The organism is Microbulbifer elongatus, from assembly GCF_020524885.1.
In the GTDB taxonomy this organism is placed as follows: domain Bacteria; phylum Pseudomonadota; class Gammaproteobacteria; order Pseudomonadales; family Cellvibrionaceae; genus Microbulbifer; species Microbulbifer elongatus_A.
This window is the reverse complement of the sequence record NZ_JAIVKJ010000008.1, coordinates 1-17,468: the sequence shown is the minus strand read 5'-3', so window position 1 is coordinate 17,468 and position 17,468 is coordinate 1. Positions and strand designations below refer to the sequence as shown.

14 protein-coding genes and 1 tRNA gene are annotated in these 17,468 nt (G+C 58.6%); 8 read left to right on the top strand and 7 right to left on the bottom strand.

Annotated elements, in window-relative coordinates; all coding sequences use genetic code 11:
* Positions 1-211: 211 nt before the first annotated feature.
* The 5 genes from pyrC to LC059_RS17425 all read left to right on the top strand — a co-directional run bounded on the left by pyrC (position 212) and on the right by LC059_RS17425 (position 5,714).
* Positions 212-1,249 carry a dihydroorotase gene (gene pyrC, locus LC059_RS17445; RefSeq protein ID WP_226705155.1) on the top strand — a complete coding sequence of 346 codons (1,038 nt, stop codon included), beginning with the start codon at positions 212-214 and terminating at the stop codon, positions 1,247-1,249.
* Between the two features lie 61 nt (positions 1,250-1,310).
* Positions 1,311-1,979, top strand: coding sequence for a ribonuclease T (gene rnt / locus LC059_RS17440; RefSeq protein ID WP_226705154.1), 669 nt, complete (start codon positions 1,311-1,313; stop codon positions 1,977-1,979).
* 114 nt (positions 1,980-2,093) lie between these two features.
* Positions 2,094-3,059: an alpha/beta hydrolase family esterase gene (locus tag LC059_RS17435; RefSeq protein WP_226705153.1), complete on the top strand. Its 966-nt coding sequence runs from the start codon at positions 2,094-2,096 to the stop codon at positions 3,057-3,059.
* A gap of 227 nt (positions 3,060-3,286) precedes the next feature.
* The gene (locus LC059_RS17430; protein ID WP_226705152.1) at positions 3,287-5,332 is read left to right on the top strand and encodes an alpha/beta hydrolase family esterase; all 2,046 of its coding nucleotides are present in this window, start codon (positions 3,287-3,289) and stop codon (positions 5,330-5,332) included.
* Positions 5,333-5,516: 184 nt separating this feature from the next.
* The gene (locus LC059_RS17425) at positions 5,517-5,714 is read left to right on the top strand and encodes a hypothetical protein (RefSeq protein WP_226705151.1); all 198 of its coding nucleotides are present in this window, start codon (positions 5,517-5,519) and stop codon (positions 5,712-5,714) included.
* 272 nt (positions 5,715-5,986) lie between these two features.
* Here LC059_RS17425 and secF read toward each other — a convergent pair whose 3' ends face one another.
* The 4 genes from secF to queA form a co-directional block, all read right to left on the bottom strand.
* The gene (gene secF / locus LC059_RS17420) at positions 5,987-6,988 is read right to left on the bottom strand and encodes a protein translocase subunit SecF (protein WP_226705150.1); all 1,002 of its coding nucleotides are present in this window, start codon (positions 6,986-6,988) and stop codon (positions 5,987-5,989) included.
* 10 nt (positions 6,989-6,998) lie between these two features.
* A complete protein-coding gene (secD, locus tag LC059_RS17415; protein WP_226705149.1) occupies positions 6,999-8,867 on the bottom strand; it encodes a protein translocase subunit SecD in 1,869 nt (622 codons plus the stop codon).
* A gap of 165 nt (positions 8,868-9,032) precedes the next feature.
* Entirely contained in the window at positions 9,033-10,166 is a 1,134-nt protein-coding gene (tgt, locus tag LC059_RS17410) for a tRNA guanosine(34) transglycosylase Tgt (RefSeq protein WP_226705148.1), read from the bottom strand.
* 62 nt (positions 10,167-10,228) lie between these two features.
* Positions 10,229-11,296 (bottom strand): tRNA preQ1(34) S-adenosylmethionine ribosyltransferase-isomerase QueA, encoded by a 1,068-nt coding sequence (gene queA / locus LC059_RS17405; RefSeq protein ID WP_226705147.1) that lies wholly within the window; start codon positions 11,294-11,296, stop codon positions 10,229-10,231.
* 142 nt (positions 11,297-11,438) lie between these two features.
* On the opposite strand from queA, the gene LC059_RS17400 reads away from it, so the two are divergent.
* Together LC059_RS17400 and LC059_RS17395 are read left to right on the top strand one after the other, a co-directional pair.
* Positions 11,439-11,525, top strand: a tRNA-Leu gene (locus tag LC059_RS17400).
* A 90-nt stretch (positions 11,526-11,615) separates the two neighbouring features.
* Complete coding sequence (locus LC059_RS17395; RefSeq protein ID WP_226705146.1) at positions 11,616-12,650, top strand: WD40/YVTN/BNR-like repeat-containing protein; 1,035 nt, start codon at positions 11,616-11,618, stop codon at positions 12,648-12,650.
* Here LC059_RS17395 and LC059_RS17390 read toward each other — a convergent pair.
* The 3 genes from LC059_RS17390 to LC059_RS17380 are packed head-to-tail and all read right to left on the bottom strand — an operon-like array spanning position 12,638 to position 16,400.
* The gene (locus LC059_RS17390; protein WP_226705145.1) at positions 12,638-13,819 is read right to left on the bottom strand and encodes a C69 family dipeptidase; all 1,182 of its coding nucleotides are present in this window, start codon (positions 13,817-13,819) and stop codon (positions 12,638-12,640) included. The genes LC059_RS17395 and LC059_RS17390 overlap by 13 nt on opposite strands.
* Before the next feature lie 3 nt (positions 13,820-13,822).
* Positions 13,823-15,238, bottom strand: coding sequence for a flavin monoamine oxidase family protein (locus LC059_RS17385; protein WP_226705144.1), 1,416 nt, complete (start codon positions 15,236-15,238; stop codon positions 13,823-13,825).
* A 55-nt stretch (positions 15,239-15,293) separates the two neighbouring features.
* Positions 15,294-16,400 carry a carbon-nitrogen hydrolase family protein gene (locus tag LC059_RS17380; RefSeq protein WP_226705143.1) on the bottom strand — a complete coding sequence of 369 codons (1,107 nt, stop codon included), beginning with the start codon at positions 16,398-16,400 and terminating at the stop codon, positions 15,294-15,296.
* 99 nt (positions 16,401-16,499) lie between these two features.
* Between LC059_RS17380 and LC059_RS17375 the strand changes: the two genes are divergently transcribed.
* A complete protein-coding gene (locus LC059_RS17375; RefSeq protein WP_226705142.1) occupies positions 16,500-17,240 on the top strand; it encodes a Mut7-C ubiquitin/RNAse domain-containing protein in 741 nt (246 codons plus the stop codon).
* The last annotated feature ends 228 nt before the right edge of the window (positions 17,241-17,468 follow it).

The window sequence follows — 17,468 nt, the reverse complement described above, 5'->3', positions numbered from 1 at the left end:
GCCGCCTTTTTTCGGGGCGCGATTGTAGCGCCTAGAAACGTCTACGACTAGCACCAGACAATGAGTCGATACTTTGCACAAAAAGCAAACAGCAACCTCTGTTTACTTTATGCTCAATCTGGTGGTGAATGAGGCATACACCGCAGTTTTCGCATTTTACTGGCGCTTCGGGTAGCATCGGCGCCGCGATCAACCCGGGAGGAGATATTCGGTGGAGTCCAAGCAGCAAATCACCCTGCGCGCACCTGACGACTGGCACATTCATCTACGCGATGGCGCGGCCCTGGCCCGCACCGTTGGCGATGCGGCGAAACAGTTCCGACGCGCCATCATCATGCCCAACCTGGTGCCGCCGGTGATCAACGCCGAAGACGCCCTCGCCTACAAAGCGCGCATTGATGCAGAAGTGCCCGAAGGTGGCGACTTCACTCCCCTGATGGTGATCTACCTGACCGACAACACCACACCGGAGGTCGTGCAGCAGGCCCATGCCGCCGGTGTCGTGGCCGCCAAACTGTATCCTGCAGGGGCCACCACCAATTCCGACTCCGGGGTTACCGATATCGCCAATATCTACCCGGCCCTCGAGGCCATGCAGTCCTGCGGCATGAAGCTGCTGCTGCACGGGGAAGTAACCACCAGCGATATCGATATCTTCGACCGTGAGCGGGTGTTTATTGAAACTATCCTCGGCCGGGTCGTCGAGGACTTCCCCTCTCTCAAGATCGTACTCGAGCATATTACGACCGCCGACGCGGCAGAGTTTGTGGCCCAGGCGCGGGATGGCGTGGCGGCCACCATTACTGCCCATCACCTGCTGTACAATCGCAACCATATGCTGGTGGGCGGCATTCGCCCGCACTACTACTGCCTGCCGATCCTCAAGCGCAGCCGCCACCAGACGGCGCTGATCGAAGCGGCCACCAGCGGCAGTCCGAAGTTTTTCCTGGGCACGGATTCCGCGCCCCACGCACAGGGCAAGAAAGAAACGGCCTGTGGCTGCGCCGGCTGCTACACCGCGTTTAGCGCCATCGAGCTTTACGCGGAGGCCTTTGAGCAGGCGGGCAAGCTGGAGCGGCTCGAAGGCTTTGCCAGCGAATTCGGCCCCGACTTCTACGGCCTGCCTCGCAACAGCGGTACCATTACCCTGGTGCGCGAGCCCTGGACAATGCCATCCGGCCTGCCGATGGGATCCGAGTCATTGATTCCGCTCGCCGCCGGCGAAACCCTGAACTGGCGCCTGGCTTGATAACGGCCGGGCACAGCCCCAACAAATTTTACCGACCCATACGCAAACATCAGGATTTTTCGTGAACCCAGCAGAAGAGCCCTCCGGCCCCAAAAGTCTCCTGGCCCAGCGATTCCGCGGCTTTCTCCCCGTGGTGCTGGACCTGGAAACCGCAGGCTTCAACGCCCGCACGGATGCCCTGCTGGAGGTATCCGCGGTGATCCTGAATATGGACGACGACGGCACTCTGTTTGCGGAGGAGACCCACAGCTTCCATATCGAGCCATTTGAAGGCGCCAATATCGAGCAATCGGCGCTGGATTTTATCGGCGTGGACCTGGAGTCGCCCGATCGCGACGCCTGGCCGGAAGAGATCGCCCTGCCGGAAATGTTCCGCAAGATCCGCAGTGCCATTAAATCCCATAGCTGTACGCGCGCCATCATGGTGGCCCATAACGCCCACTTCGATCTCGGCTTTATTAACGCCGCGGTGGAGCGCTGCGGTCTCAAGCGCAACCCCTTCCATCCCTTCTCGTGCATGGATACCGCCACACTGGCAGGCCTCGCATACGGGCAGACGGTACTGGCCAAGGCCTGTCAGGTTGCGGGAATTGAATTCGATAACAATGCAGCACACTCCGCCGAATACGATGCGGAAAAAACCGCGGAGCTGTTCTGCGGCATCGTTAACCGCTGGCGTGATCTCGGCGGCTGGCCGCTACCTGCAGCCAGCACCGAGATGGCCACCTGACGCTCCCCTACCCCTGTAAGCCCATCTCGTATACGACCAAAGTATGATTCCCCGCGTCAGCGCCGACTCCTAGTCTGGGTAGCTGTCCTTATTATCATCACGGTTGTAAATGCAATGACCTACACGACCCGCCTGACCACCTCGATGCGTCGCTTACTGGCAACACTATTTGCCATCGCCCTCTGCTCCTCGGCCAGCGCCAACACCGGCAGCTGGCAGGAGAATGTGGCCAGCGGAGGATTCAGCAAGGTACACATATACACGCCCAACAGCCGCTCGGCCATCGGCGACGGCCGCGCACTGCTGATCCTGCTGCACGGCTGTGTGCAGCCCATTGATAATTACCTAACCGCCAACCTGGAAGCAGCCGCCGAGGAATTCGGCATGGTCATCGCCGTGCCGGACGCAGAGCACAAGGCCGGTTACAACTGCTGGGCCTATTGGGAGGAAACCCGCGCGCGGGAGCACGGCGATTACCGCCTGCTGGTGCAGCTGGCACAAACCCTGGCAGCGGAGCCTGGCCGCGAAATTGACCCGGCACAGGTTTACATTGCCGGTCTCTCTTCCGGGGCTACCTTCGCCCATACCGCTGCCTGTCTCGCGCCCGATGTGTTCGCGGGTGCCGCTGCTGCCGCTGGCCCCAGTATCGGCACCAGCCCAGCCGGCGCGCTCGGTAACTGCGAGCGCGCCGACGTTGCACAGCGCTGTGCCGAGTATGCGGGCACCAACAAGGATCATTTCAGCACCCAGGTTTTTGCGGTGGCACACGGCGCGAAAGATACCGTTGTTGACCCCTGCTACCTGGAACAGAACGCCGCCGGCATGGCCAAGCTATACGGTGTGAAACGCAGCCCTGGTACCGAAATGCTGCAGGAAGGCGATGCGACTGCCGAACTGGTTCTCTGGCAAGAGGGCCGTGTCGGCATGCTGACTCTGAATGCTGTGGGCCACAGCTGGTCCGGCGGTGAAGGCGCCAGCGGCAAATATATCGATGCCAATGGCGTCAATCTTGCGCGGGTACTGGGACAATTTTTCCAGCAAAATAACCGCCGCATTCCTGCCGAATCCCCTCACGAGTGACCGCCAGCCTCACACGTAACTGATCGCAGCGCGTGCCAGGGGAAATCCCGGGCACGCGCTACCCAAGCCCACTCGGGCACCAAATTCTGCCTCCTGTCACATTTCGGCACCCCATCCCACCAACCTCCGACCTTGGTCGCATTCACCCCCTTCAACCCGACTCCTACTCTGGATAAAGCCACCAGCAAGCAGAGTGGCCATCACATAAAAATAATTGGTGAACAGCGATGATCAATACAAGAACCTGGCGCGGTGCGATCCGCAGCCTCTCACTCGTCGTGGGCGCAAGCCTGGCGGTAGCCAGTCACGCCGGCAGTTGGCAACAGGGTGTTTCGGTCGGTGGCTTCTCTAACGTCAATATCTACACCCCGGATACTTCATCCTCAATCGGCGACGGCAAGGCACTTCTAATTGTTCTGCACGGCTGTGCGCAGCCGATTAATAACTACCTCACCGCGAACCTCGAGGATGCAGCGGAGGAATTCGGCATGGTGGTGGCGGTGCCCGACGCGGTAAACAAGGCGGGCTTCAGCTGCTGGTCCTACTGGCAGGGCACCAAGTCGCGCAGCGCCGGTGACTACAAAAATCTGATCAGCCTTGCGAACACCCTGTCTGCTGACAGCGGCCGCAATATTGACCCGGATCAGGTGTATATCGCCGGTCTCTCTTCCGGTGCCAGCTTTGCCAATACCACCGCCTGCCTTGCGCCCGATGTATTCGCCGGCATGGGCATCAGTGCGGGCCCGAGTATCGGAACCAGCTCCAACGGCGCACTCGGCCCCTGTGAACAGGCGGACGTAACCGCCCGCTGCAATAGCTACGCGGGCAGCTACGCGAGTCACTTCGACACACAGATAGCCTCCATCGCCCACGGGCGCGACGACACCACCGTTAACCTCTGCTACAACGAGCAGAATGCCAACGGTATGGCCGGGGTGTACGGTGTGAGCCAGCTACCAGATACCAACGCGATTGCAGAAGGTAGCCGCAATGCCGACGAAAACCTTTGGCAAGACGGGCGCGTGTCGATGTTGTGGTTCAACAATGTGGACCACTCCTGGTCTGGCGGCGAGGGGGCCAGCGGCGGTTACATTAGCGGCAATGGAATCAACTATGCCCGCTATCTGGGGCAGTACTTTCTCGACAACAACCAGCGCGTTGACCGCAACAGCGGGCCCGAGATTTCCAATCTTTCAGCGACCGAAACGTCTGGCCTACTGGCAATCAGCGGCACTGCGCTCGATGCCGAAGGCAACGTGGCCAGTATCGACATCACCGTGAGCAACATCGACACCGGTACGCCGGAGTTTGTGGAAACCCTGAGTGCACAGGCCTCTCCCGCCGATGGCTACTTCAGTGCAAACTCGTCTTCACTCGAAGACGGCCTGTATCAGATCGACGTGGTTGCCACCGACAACGAAGGCGCGCAGGGAGATACAGCCAGTGTTACCAGCCGCATTGGCCCGGAGCCGCCGGCGGCGGCGCCAATGCTGAGCGATATTGCCGCAAGCGTCAGCGGGCAATGCGCCACGGTCAGCGGCACAGTGGTGGATACAAACCAGAATCTGCAAAACGTGGTGGTGGCATTCGCCAGCGGCAACATCAACGCAGAAGTCTTCGGCAACAGCTTCTCCGCCGAGGGCTGCGACCTCCCCGGTGGCGAAAACACCGTGACGATTACCGCTACTGACTCTACCGACCTGTCGAGCCAGGCCAGTGTGAGCTTTGACATCGATGCCGGCCAGACCGGCGATTACAACTTCCACATCAATGCGGGGCATATCACCTGGGGTGAGGGCTACTCAGCCTGCTACCTAGCCTTTGGTACCTCGCCGTTCACCATGCGCGAAGTGACCGCAGGAGAACAGTGCCAGTGGGTGGCCGATGGCGAAAGCAGCTGCGCCGGTCCGCTACAGTCTTGCTCTACCGGCGGCGGTGGCGATGACGAGCCTGTCGACAACGATATCGATAACGATAACGATGGTGTCGATGACGCAGTGGACAACTGTCCGAATGTTGCCAATGCCGACCAGCAAGACAACGATGGCGATGGTATCGGCAATGCCTGTGACAGCACACCCGATGGCGAAGTCGCATGTACCGAGTACACCGCCAGTAACTACAACCACGTGACCGCGGGGCGCGCAACCACCAGCGGCGGATACACTTACGCGCTGGGCTCTGGTGACAATCTCGGCCTGTACAACATCTTTGTCACCACCACTCTGGCAGAAACTGGGGCGGACTATTACGAGCAAGGTAACTGCCCCTGAAGAAACTTCAATCAAGCGTTCAATACTCGCCGGGTGGCCCCTGTCCATCCGGCATTTTTTCATATCCGCGCCGGCTGAGCTGGTAATCAGATTTCTCTGCCTGATAGCTCCACCAAAACAACGGGTGATTTTTTGCACAGATTGGTGTAAGATCCGCTATTCACGCTAAATATTGGACATTATTGTGGCTAAGAAAGCTTCCAGCGCTTCCAAGCGCTCCAAGGATACCGCCGGTCCGGAATCCCGCGAATCGATTGAGGCTCAGGTTCAGGCCTTCCTCGCCAATGGCGGCGAGATCGAGCAAGTGCCCAAGGGCGTAAGCGGCCAGACCAACACCTCCGGTCCCCGTCACATTACCCTTGGCAAAAAGCCTCGCAGCTAAGTCTCTTGCTGCTGTGGCCTGGGCACCGATCCAGGCCTAACTGCCCCCCAGACGCGCGCTCTATCAGCGCCCGGCACAGCGATGTGACCTCATCTACCCGCCTCCGGCCCCCGTTTGGGCGCGGCTGCGACGAGTAGCGCCTGCCCCTCTCCCCCGCACAGACCACTGACCCGATTCCTCAGTGAATTGGACTCTGTTCAGGTTAACCGCCGCGCACAAAAAAGGCGGGTAACACCCGCCTTTTTTGTGCTCGAAAGATACCCAATCTTCGATCAGGGCATCTCCTCAAGATTTTCGCCCTCTTTCACCGGCGGCATCAGGTCTTCCTTCGAAATATTCATGGCCATCAGGATATTGGCCGCGACATATACGGAAGAGAAGGTACCGATGATCACACCCACGATCAGAGCCAGCGAGAAGTTATGAATCAATTCGCCACCAAAGAACTGCAGTGCCCAGAGTACCAATAAGGTGGTAAACGAGGTCATGAAGGTCCGGCTCAGTGTCTGGCTCATGGAAATATTGATGACTTCAGCGGGCTCGGCCTGACGCACCTTGCGGAAATTCTCCCGCACCCGGTCATAAACCACGATTGTATCGTTAATGGAGTAACCGATGACCGCCAGCACCGCGGCGAGTACCGTGAGGTCGAAGTCCAGCCGCAGGATGGCGAAAAAGCCGAGCACGATGATCACATCGTGAATCAGGGCAACCACGGCGCCAACCGCAAACTTGTACTGGAAACGCAGAGCGACGTAAGCCATTACCACTGCCAGCGCGAACAGCATGCCGAGGCCGCCGTCATCGCGCAGCTCTTCGCCAATCTGCGGGCCAACCATTTCGACACGGCGCAGATCGATGCCGCCATCAGAGTGCTGGCGCAGTGCACTCACCACATTATCGCCGATGGAGTTGGTGGCCTCCGCGTCCCGCGCATTCTGCTGGGTCTGCTGCTCTGCGACTTCCGGCGGCAGTTTGATCAGCAACTCGCTATCGGATCCAAAGCGCACCACTGCGGCACCCTCAAAGCCCGCAGCCTCCAGCTGATTGCGCACGTCCTCGATTTTCGGCGCATTCTCGTAACCCACTTCAATCTGGGTACCGCCGGTAAAATCGAGGCCCAGCTTCAGGCCATTCATGGCAAGCGCCACGATAGACGCAATCACCAATGCCATGGAAACGGCGGCGGCCACTTTGCGCCAGCGCATAAAGTCGTAAACACGCTTGCCCATGTACTCGGTGATTCTTCCGTTTTCTTCTTTGGTATTACTCATCACCGTCCCCTTAAATCCACAATTTCTCTACACGGCGACCGCCGTAGAACAAGTTGATCAGCGCTCGTGTACCCATGATGGCACTGAACATGGAGGTGAGAATGCCGATGGACAGTGTCACCGCGAAGCCCTGTACCGGGCCGGAGCCGATTGCGTAGAGAATGACCGCTACGATCAGGGTGGTAATGTTGGCATCCACGATCGCACTATAGGCATTGTCAAAACCGGCATTGATCGCCGACTGGGGTGGCAAGCCGTTGCGCAGCTCCTCTCTTATTCGCGAGAAAATCAACACGTTGGCATCCACCGCCATACCGATGGTCAACACCATACCGGCAATACCCGGCAGAGTCAGTGTCGCCCCCAGGATAGACATCACCGCCACCAGCAGTACCAGGTTGGTCGCCAGCGCAATATTGGCAGCGAGGCCAAACACGCGGTAGAAAAGCAGCATACAGATGACGACCGCCAGCAGGCCGATCTGTACCGAAGTCACACCAACCTCAATGTTGTCCGCACCGAGGGACGGGCCGATCACTCGCTCTTCAACAAAGTACATGGGGGCGGCCAGGGCACCGGAACGCAGCAGCAGCGCCAGTTCCTGCGCTTCCGCCGGGCTGCCCAGGCCGGTGGTGCGGAACTGGCGGCCCAGCGGACTTTGTACCGTTGCCAGGCTAATGATCTTCTTGTCGTCAGTACGCTTCTGGACGATCACCTCGTTGCCTTCCGCATCCACCTGCTTTTCCGGTGTGAAGCGGCTTTCGACAAACAGGGTGCCCATACGACGGCCGACATTTTTCCAGGTAGCACGGTGCATCATCTCGCCGCCGCGGGAATCCAGGGTGATGTTCACCTGCGGGAAACCGCTCTCGTCGTAACCGACGCGGGCATCGGTTACTCGCTCACCGGAAATGATGATCTTGCGCTCGAGCCAGGCACCGCCATAGGCTGCGCGCTCCTGCTCGTCTCGGTACTCGAAGTATTCTTTACTGGTCACCAGAGCGTCGGCTTTGGCTTCCATACGGTATTCAAGGTTTGCGGTCTTGCCGATGATGCGCTTGGCTTCAGCAGTATCCTGTACACCGGGCAGTTCCACCACGATCCGGTTGCGCCCCTGGCGCTGCACGATGGGCTCGGCGACACCCAGCTCATTTACCCGGTTTCTCAGTGTGGTCAGGTTCTGGGTGACCGCGTAATCTTCCAGCTGCTTGATTTCCTGCTCGGAGAGGGTCGCACGGATCTCGAGGTTGCTACCGCTACCCGCTTCACTCAGCTGCAGTGTGGGGAACTCCTTGCGCAGGGTCCGCAGGCCAAGGGTGCGCAGCTCTTCATCGCGGAACTTGGCAACGATATCCCGGTCATTTTCCAGGTTCACACTGCGGTAGCGCGCCTTGGCTCCACGCAGCTTGGACTTCACGTCGGAGACGTAGCCTTCCATATTGGTCTTCACGATGGAGTTGGTATCCACCTCCATCAGGAAGTGCACACCGCCGGCAAGGTCGAGGCCGAGCTTCATTGGGCTCGCGCCCATGCTTTGCAGCCATTCCGGCGTCGTCGGTGCCAGGTTCAGCGCCACGACATAGTCACTGTGGCCAAGAGCTTCCTGAATTGCGCGTTTGGCGGGGAGCTGCTCTTCAATAGACTTCAGACGAATCAGGACTGACTTGTCCTGCACTTCACCACCAAAATACGCGATGCCAGCGTCGTCGAGAGACTTCTGCACTTCGGTGAGCACATTTTGATCAATCTGCAGTGCGCTGGATTGCCCGGACACCTGTACGGCGGGGTCGGGTGGATACAGGTTCGGCGCTGCATACAACAGCCCCAATCCGGTAATGATCAGGATCAGGAGATATTTCCAGAGGGGGAAGCGATTCATGCTGGTCTCATTGTTGGAGTGGCCCGTTCCACGGGCACATTTTTTTCGATAACTCTCGATATGCGGACGCGTCCCACCGATTGCAAGCCGGTGGGCACGTGGCTCGGAATTTGGAGGGTGATTATACGGGGATAGACAGGTGGCACAAATCGCCACCCACCCGACTCACCCCAATGCAGGCACTTCTCGTCCCAAGCCCTTGTAGAAGGATGCCACGTAGTCTTCCAGCGTTCCCTCCGCAATTGCGTCGCGCAGCTGCTGCATCAGCCGCTGATAGTGGCGAAGGTTGTGGATCGTATTGAGCTGGGAGCCCAGGATTTCGCCGCACTTGTCCAGATGATGCAGGTAACTGCGGGAGAAGTGCTCACAGGTGTAGCAGTCGCAGCCTTCTTCCAACGGGCCAGTATCGTGACGGTGCTTGGCATTGCGGATCTTTACCACCCCGTCGAAGGTAAACAGGTGGCCATTGCGGGCATTCCGCGTGGGCATCACACAGTCAAACATGTCGACACCGCGGCGCACACCTTCCACCAGGTCCTCGGGCTTGCCCACACCCATCAGGTAGCGGGGCTTGTCTGCGGGCATTTGGTGTGCGAGATGATCAAGCACCTTGATCATCTCTTCCTTGGGCTCCCCCACCGACAAGCCGCCGATGGCATAACCGTCGAAGCCGATATCCGTGAGCCCGGCCAGCGAGATATCCCGCAGCTCCGGATACATACCGCCCTGGACGATACCGAACAGAGCTGATTGGCTGTCGCCATGGGCGTCTTTCGAACGCTTGGCCCAGCGCAATGACAGCTCCATGGACTTGCGCGCCTCCTCCTGTGTGGCCGGATAGGGGGTGCACTCGTCGAAGATCATCACCACATCAGAACCCAGGTCCTTCTGTACCTGCATGGACTCCTCTGGCCCCACAAAAACCGGGCTGCCGTCTACCGGTGATTTGAAGGAAACCCCTTCCTCGCTGATCTTGCGCATCTTCCCCAGGCTGAAGACCTGAAAACCACCGGAGTCCGTAAGAATTGGCCCCTGCCACTGCATAAAATCATGCAGGTCACCGTGCTCCTTGATGACCTCGGTGCCCGGACGCAACATCAGGTGAAAGGTATTGCCGAGGATAATATGCGCCCCGATCTCCTCCACATCCCGCGGCAGCATGCCCTTGACGGTGCCGTAGGTGCCCACCGGCATAAATGCGGGGGTTTCCACCACGCCGCGCGGGAAATGCAGCCGTCCCCGGCGAGCTTTTCCATCGGTGGTGTCCAATTCAAACGTCATAAAACAGGCGCGGCTCAAGTCATTCTCCTCGTGCTATCTCGCTATCGGGCGCGGCAAGTGCTGCCAGGGCTGAAGGCAGGTTACTTTTCACCCACCTCGCTACCCACCTCAGCAGGATCGACGGCCGGGTTGCGTTCAATCAACATCGCATCGCCGTAACTGAAAAATCGATACTCGTTTTCCACTGCGGCCTTATAGGCATTCATGGTGTTGCGGTAACCCGCAAAGGCACTCACCAGCATCAGCAGAGTGGATTCCGGCAAGTGGAAGTTGGTGATCAGCCGGTCAACCACCTTAAAGGTGTAGCCCGGATAAATGAAAATGTCGGTCTCGCCCCGTGTCGGCTTCAGCGCACCGGACTTCGCTGCACTCTCCAGAGCCCGCACGCTCGTTGTACCCACCGCAATCACACGGCCGCCGCGGGCCTTACACGCAGCCACCGCGTCACACACATCCGCTGGGACATCGAGAATTTCGGTGTGCATCTTGTGGCTATGGATATCGTCCACGCGCACCGGCTGAAAGGTTCCGGCCCCCACATGCAAGGTCACAAAAGCGGTATCCACGCCTTTGGCTTTCAGGCTCTCGATCATTTCCTCGTCGAAATGGAGGCCTGCGGTGGGCGCCGCCACAGCGCCTGCGTTGCGGCTGTACACAGTCTGATACCGCTCTTTATCCGCCTCGGTATCTGCCCGGTCGATATAAGGGGGGAGTGGCATATGCCCCAGGCGCTCGAGAACCTCAAGCGCGCCTTCTTGTGGGAACTCCAACTCGAACAGCGCATCGTGACGGGCCACCATCTTCAGCACAGTGCCGTCTTCCAGCAGTATTTCACTGCCCGGCTTGGGGGATTTACTGGATCTGACGTGCGCCAAAGCGCGCTGTTCGTCCTGCACCCGCTCGATCAAGATTTCCAGCTTCCCGCCACTGGCCTTCTGCGCAAACAGTCGCGCGGGTATCACCCGCGTATCGTTGAAGACCAATAGGTCACCCGGCTCTACCAGATCCGGCAGATCCGCAAACTGGCGGTGTGCCAGATCACCACTGTTGCCGTCCAGACACAGCAATCGGCTGCCACGGCGCTGTTCGGTGGGCGCTTTGGCGATCAGTGATTCCGGCAAATCGAAGTAGAAATCCTGGCGTTGCATCGGTTCAGTCTAGGTGGTTGTTGATGGGCCGCGAAGATTAACGGAAACCTCTCCCGCCGCCAAATCTGGTTGACCCGAAACAGCCCATCGCTATAATCATCATCCTTTCCGGGCCCCCGTACGGTGCTGTGCTCGCGAAACTGCCAGAGTGGTGAAATTGGTAGACACAGGGGATTCAAAATCCCCCGCTAGCGATAGCGTGCCGGTTCGAGTCCGGCCTCTGGTACCAAACGATAAAGGCCCGCAATTGCGGGCCTTTTTTGTTTGTACCCGGGGCCGCACAAGAATAACAACCAGCAGCTTTCCGCGGAGAACTGACATGCCGATGCGCTCCCTACTGACCACCGTTGTCTTCACATTGTGGTCACTTTCGCTCCCAGCTCACGCCCACAACGGGAGGCCTCACTGGCAGCTATTTGAACTGGAAAACGGCGCTTCGCTGCGCGGCAGTGCCATTGGCCCTGCGAGCCTGTGGGTCACAGGCACAAGCAATAGCGTTTTTCGCAGTGTTAACAACGGTAAAAGCTGGCAGGACATTTCTGTCCTCGCCGAACCGAAACTGGACTTTCGCGACATCGAGGTGTTCGACGATCAAACCGCGATCGTGATGAGCGTCGGCGACGGTACCCAGTCCCGCCTATACCTGACCGATGACGGCGGCAAGCAGTGGCAGTTACTGTTCGAAAACCCCGACGAAAAGGGGTTCTTTGACTCCATCGATTTCTGGGACCGGGACCGGGGCGTACTTCTTGGCGACCCCGTTGATGGCTATTACGTGGTGATGGTGACTGAAGACGGAGGGCGCCACTGGCAGCGCGTTGCGCGGGAAGCACTGCCAGCTCTGCACGACCGTGAAGCAGCCTTTGCAGCCAGTGGCAATACCCTGATTACCGGCTCTGACGGCAAGGCCTGGTTTACTACTGGAGGCTTCGCTGCGCGGGTGTACAAAAGCAATGACTACGGGCGCTCCTGGGACGTCAGTGAAGTACCGCTGCACCGAGAAAACCAGACCTCGGGGGGCTACGCCCTGTCACTGAACCATCTCGGCGACGTGTTTGTGATGGGCGGCGACTACACCAATCGCTCCTCCGCCTACCCCAATCTGGCAAAATACAAAAATGAACAGTGGCAGCTCGCCGACAATGGCCAGCGTGGACTGCGCACTGCCATGGGGTGCATCGAGAGCACCTGCATCGCCACCGGTAAAACAGGCAGTGAAATCTCGTTCAATAACGGGCAGTCCTGGCGGGTGCTCCCGGGCCCCGGTTTTTACACCCTGTCGGCAGGAAATGGCTTATTGCTCGGGGCGGGCGCAGACGGAGCTGTCGGTATTCTCCCGCTTCAAGCCCCGTAAAGAGGCACACCGGGGTGCGGGCAATCCGGGCCCGCGCCACCGTAGATTTTCGCAGCTCCCTGCACGGCATATTGCTCCGATACCTCGAGCCTGTCGCTTTCCAGCATCGCGAATATATCGCGCTCGGCTTCCCGGATACTTGCCTTCAAGTGTTCGCGGTCTTTACCAGAAGGTTCCTTGTGGTCGAGCCATACCCTGTGCTTCTCCCAGAGATCTGCCGCGCACGCGCTCCAGCAACCAAAAAAACCGACGGGCTTGAACAGACTGGCACAGGGGCTCGCGGTACCGGTAAATGCGACGCGCGGCCCGTCACCATCAATGCGCACGATCATACTGTTCACCGTGTGCGAGGGACGCAGGAATTTGACAAGTGAAGAGGATGGCGCAGCGTGCATACACAGATCGCCGTTAGCACGGGCTTTGCCGCGGCGGTGCGAGCGCAGGATACGGGCAAAATCTGCAAACCCAACAGCGCTTGTGTCCAGCTGACGAAGCTGTGCTAGCGAACAGGCGCGACGCTTGTGGCTGGCACCGAAGAACGGCTTCAACCAGGTATCAAATTTATTCCGAAAATTGATCCGCTCTAGTGCCAGCGCTTCGTCACTGCGCTGGTAGGAATCATTAATGGTCAGCGCATTGGAAATACTATCGAAAGTTTCAATTTTCTCCGCCACCCAGTGCCTGCCCGCGGTTTCAACTTTCCAAACCACCCTTTGATCGGCAATCAGGAAACTGTTGTCGTAGCGAAACTCTTTCTGGGTATAGCCGGCGGGACCGCCCTGTCCGAACTGCTGCAGCAGATCGACAATGACTTGCAGGGCATTGTCAGCGCTATCGGCGCGCTCCAGTGCCAATCGCACCAGATCCATTCCCAGTAATGCCGCGCCGCTATTTCGCACCTCGCGAGAAAAAATCGCTTCGTTGCCAATGGCCACACCGCATTCGTTAACACCCATTTCCGCGCCCCACATCCACGCGGGGCGGCCGATAATACAGGCGTGGCGATCCGGTACCTGAGGGATTTCGATCCAGGTGCAGCGCAGGTGCTTGGCGCCGTCCCCCTTTACTGCGGGGATGATCTCTACCCGTTGTGCTTCGAGGGGATCCCGATCGCTGTTTTTGGCGAGCCACGTGGCCTTTGCGCCGCGTAGAACCAGAGTGTCACACATACTTTATCCTCCGCAGGCAACCGCGGATTCACGGGAATGCGCACGCGCGGCCTGCTGTAGTGCGCCATCTACCTCCGCAGCGGCGCGCTCGGCAGACTCCAGCGCACCCTCCATATAGCCAAACCACTCAACCGCGAACTCGGTGCCAGCCCAGTGGATCTGGCCATTGGCTTCTCGCAGCCGCTGGCCGCCTCCAGTCCAGGTTCCGGGTGCCATCAGTGCCGCGTAACAACCCCGTGTCCAGGCTTCACTGCTCCAGTCTTTATCGACATACTCCTGCGGATTGCGCGCAGCCTCACCAAAATAACGCGCAAAACAATCCAGCACAGCCTCACGGCGCTGCTCAGGACCAACGCGACTGTAGTGTCGCGCCACATCACCTTCGAGGAAACCCATCAGCAAGCCCGAGGACTTACCTTGTTCTGAATTATCGAAGGTCACCCGTACCGGCCCTGCCGGGCTCGCCACCTGTCCCGACAAACCGTCCTCGCGCCAGAAGGGCTTGTCGTAACGGGCGATACACTTGATGCAGGAACCCGCCGGCATACGCTGCAACAACATATCCCGCCAGGCGGGCAATGCCGGCTCGAAGCGAATGCGCAACGCCTGGTTGGGCGGCACTGCCATAATCACCCGGTCGCACTGCACCAATCCCGATGCATGTCGGACCTGCAGACTGCCATCAGCCAACTGTTCGATACCATCAACCGGGGTATTGAGCCGCAACCGCTCACCCAACTGCCGGGCCATGATGTCACACAGGCCAGCAGTACCACCGTGCACGCGATCCTGCTGGGCACCACCGGTGACCGCTAGCAGGGTTTCCAGAGAGTTACCGGAGCGCGCATAAAACAGCGCATGCAAAAGGGAAATTTCCCTCGGTTCCGCGGCGAACACCGCGCCGATTCCGATCGCAAAAAGCTCGCGCGCCAATGACGTGTAGCAATGTTTCTGCAGCCAGCTGTCGAGGGTCATGGCGTCCCACCTTGCCGCGTTTTTGCACTGCCAGGGCGCGGATGGATCCAGGCTTTTGGCCATTGCTTCGAAGCGGGCCATGACCAACCCGAGATCGGCCAGTGCAACCGGATTTACCCTCGGAATCGTGCCGCGGTAGCGGCGCAGCTTCCCGGCAAGATGCAGCTGGTTGTCGCCAGTGTCATACAGTGGCCAGGTTGTTGCTCCCAGGGCTTCGATCAGCCGGTACATTCGCTTCTGCCCCGGTCCAACCCACTGCCCACCAACATCCACGCTATCGCCATTGGCAAAGTAGTGGTTCTGCAGACGGCCGCCCACTCGATCACGGGCCTCCAGGACGTTCACACTGTATTTGCCTGCTAACAGACGCGCGGCATTCAGCCCCGCGATCCCGGCGCCAACCACCACCACCTGCACCCGCTCAACAGCACTCGTGTTATGCACTATTTTTATTCTCCCGATTGACCGCGGAAACTTCGGAAAACCTATTGTCACGAACCTACGGTAGCCAAAGACTCGAAACAATCGCCCCATCGCGACGCTGCCCCTGAATCACTTCACCCGCCAACACCGCAGTTGTACGCCCATCATCCCCAATATCCCAGAGATCACCGCGCAGGAAGGTATTGATGCCGGCCCGCAGGTGACCACCGCGCCCCGCAATAGCATATTTACGCCAGGCTTCGCCTTCGCTGAGCTGCCCCACGTCCAGCCGATTGACATCCTGCGGCGCAGGCGCACCGTTGTAGCCACCCCAGGTTTGCTCCCAGATACCATCTGGTGAGGCAAATGAAGGGACCACCACCAGCTCTGCATCTGCAACCTGCTGCCAGGTATCTGGATACCAGCTGTCAGCACAAATCAGAACCGCCAAGCGCCCAATGGATGTTTCGAAAACAGGCAGCGGTTGCTGGGCCGGGTGGGTAAATGGTAGTTCGCTATCGATCGGATAGACTTTGCGCACCGGACCCGCAATCGAGCCATCGGCATAGAAAACAAAACTGCTGTTATACAGTGGGCCGGAGCCCGTTAGGATCTGACCATCCCGCACATCCGGATCCGGCAGCACAACCGACCCACCCACCAGTGTTACCCCAAATTCCCGCGCAAGCCCGGAAAAAACCTGTTGGTACTGCACGGCCATGGTCGCGGACTTACTTCGGAACAGGGCTGCGGCAAAGGGGTCACTCGCACTCTCTCCCCCAAGGTTTTGCAGGAAAACAGGCAGATTTCCCAACGCCGTCCATAGCAACGCGCTATCCGTGCGGCGCGATTCAAATACCAAAAAGCTTTCACCCTCAGCCACAAGCCAGGTGCCAATATGCTCCGGGAACACTACCAGGGTGTCCTCTCCCAACCAGCCCGCGTCCCGCGCGGTGAGCAGATAGCCGCGCAGCTTGTGCGCAAGACGCCTCACATCTGCATAGTCATCTGCAGTCACGTACGGCTGGATGGAAATCAGATTGGGAGCCCCCGGAACGGGCTTATTCAGGGGTTCAAGTAATACCTCAGGCTCACCCGGTGTACTCCGGAGTACCGGGACCTGTAGCAGTAGCACCATCAGGACGGACGCGAAACACAGGGCCAGTAACAGTCTTTTTATCATTATTCTGCATTACGTATGTAGTTACCGGACTACTATAACGGTGATTCCACAGCATCGGAATCACCACAAATAGTCCGGCTTATCGCCCATAGATCCAACATGCCCACACTGACATTTCGCTTTTACCGGGAGCTGAATGACTTCCTGCCACCACCGCTGCAACAGCGCAGCTTTACGCGGGATTTTGTCGCACTCGGCTCGATTAAAAATGTGATTGAGTCTGTTGGCGTACCCCATACGGAGGTGGACCTAATTCTGGTGAACGGTGAGTCAGTGGCTTTTGACTTCCACCCCAAGAACGGGGACTGCATCAGTGTGTACCCGCTGTTTGAGTCGCTGGACATATCCAGCGTTACCCGGCTGCGCCCGCACCCGTTGCGGGAATCCCAATTTGTGCTTGATTGCCACCTCGGAAGACTGGCGCGCTACTTGCGCATGCTCGGCTTTAATTGCCTGTTTTATGGTGAGTGCAGTGATGCGCACCTGGTGGAAATTTCCGTGCGGGATCAACGCATCTTACTGACACGCGACCGGGACCTACTTAAGAGAAAGGCTCTGACGCACGGCTATTATGTCCGCGCAACACGCCCCTTAAGACAGGTAGAAGAGGTGGTAAAGCGACTGCAGCTGCAGAACAGCTTTCACCCGTTCTCTCGCTGCACGGTATGTAACGGTGGACTGGAACCGGTAGCAAAACAGACGGTATGGTCGGAAGTACCACCCGATAGCCGACAGAGTTTCAAGGAATTTGCCCGCTGCACAGGGTGCGGCAGAATTTACTGGAAGGGCAGCCACTTCGAACGCATGCAGCGCCTGGTCAAAAAGCTGAAGGCCACATAACTCACCAGGCAGATTGGGACGTAAATTTTGCAAATATAAAAAAGCCCTGACCGCGTTAGCGATCGGGGCTTTTTGTTGTATTCCGTATGCAGCGGTATGGCGCTGCGACTCTGCAGACCTACACTGGGTGTCGAGCTGCGCTCGCCATCGCTGAAGCGACGCCTTCGGCGCCCCAAACTGGCACCTTCGGTGCATCGTTTGTCACATGGCAGCGCGGGGCGCTGCAAG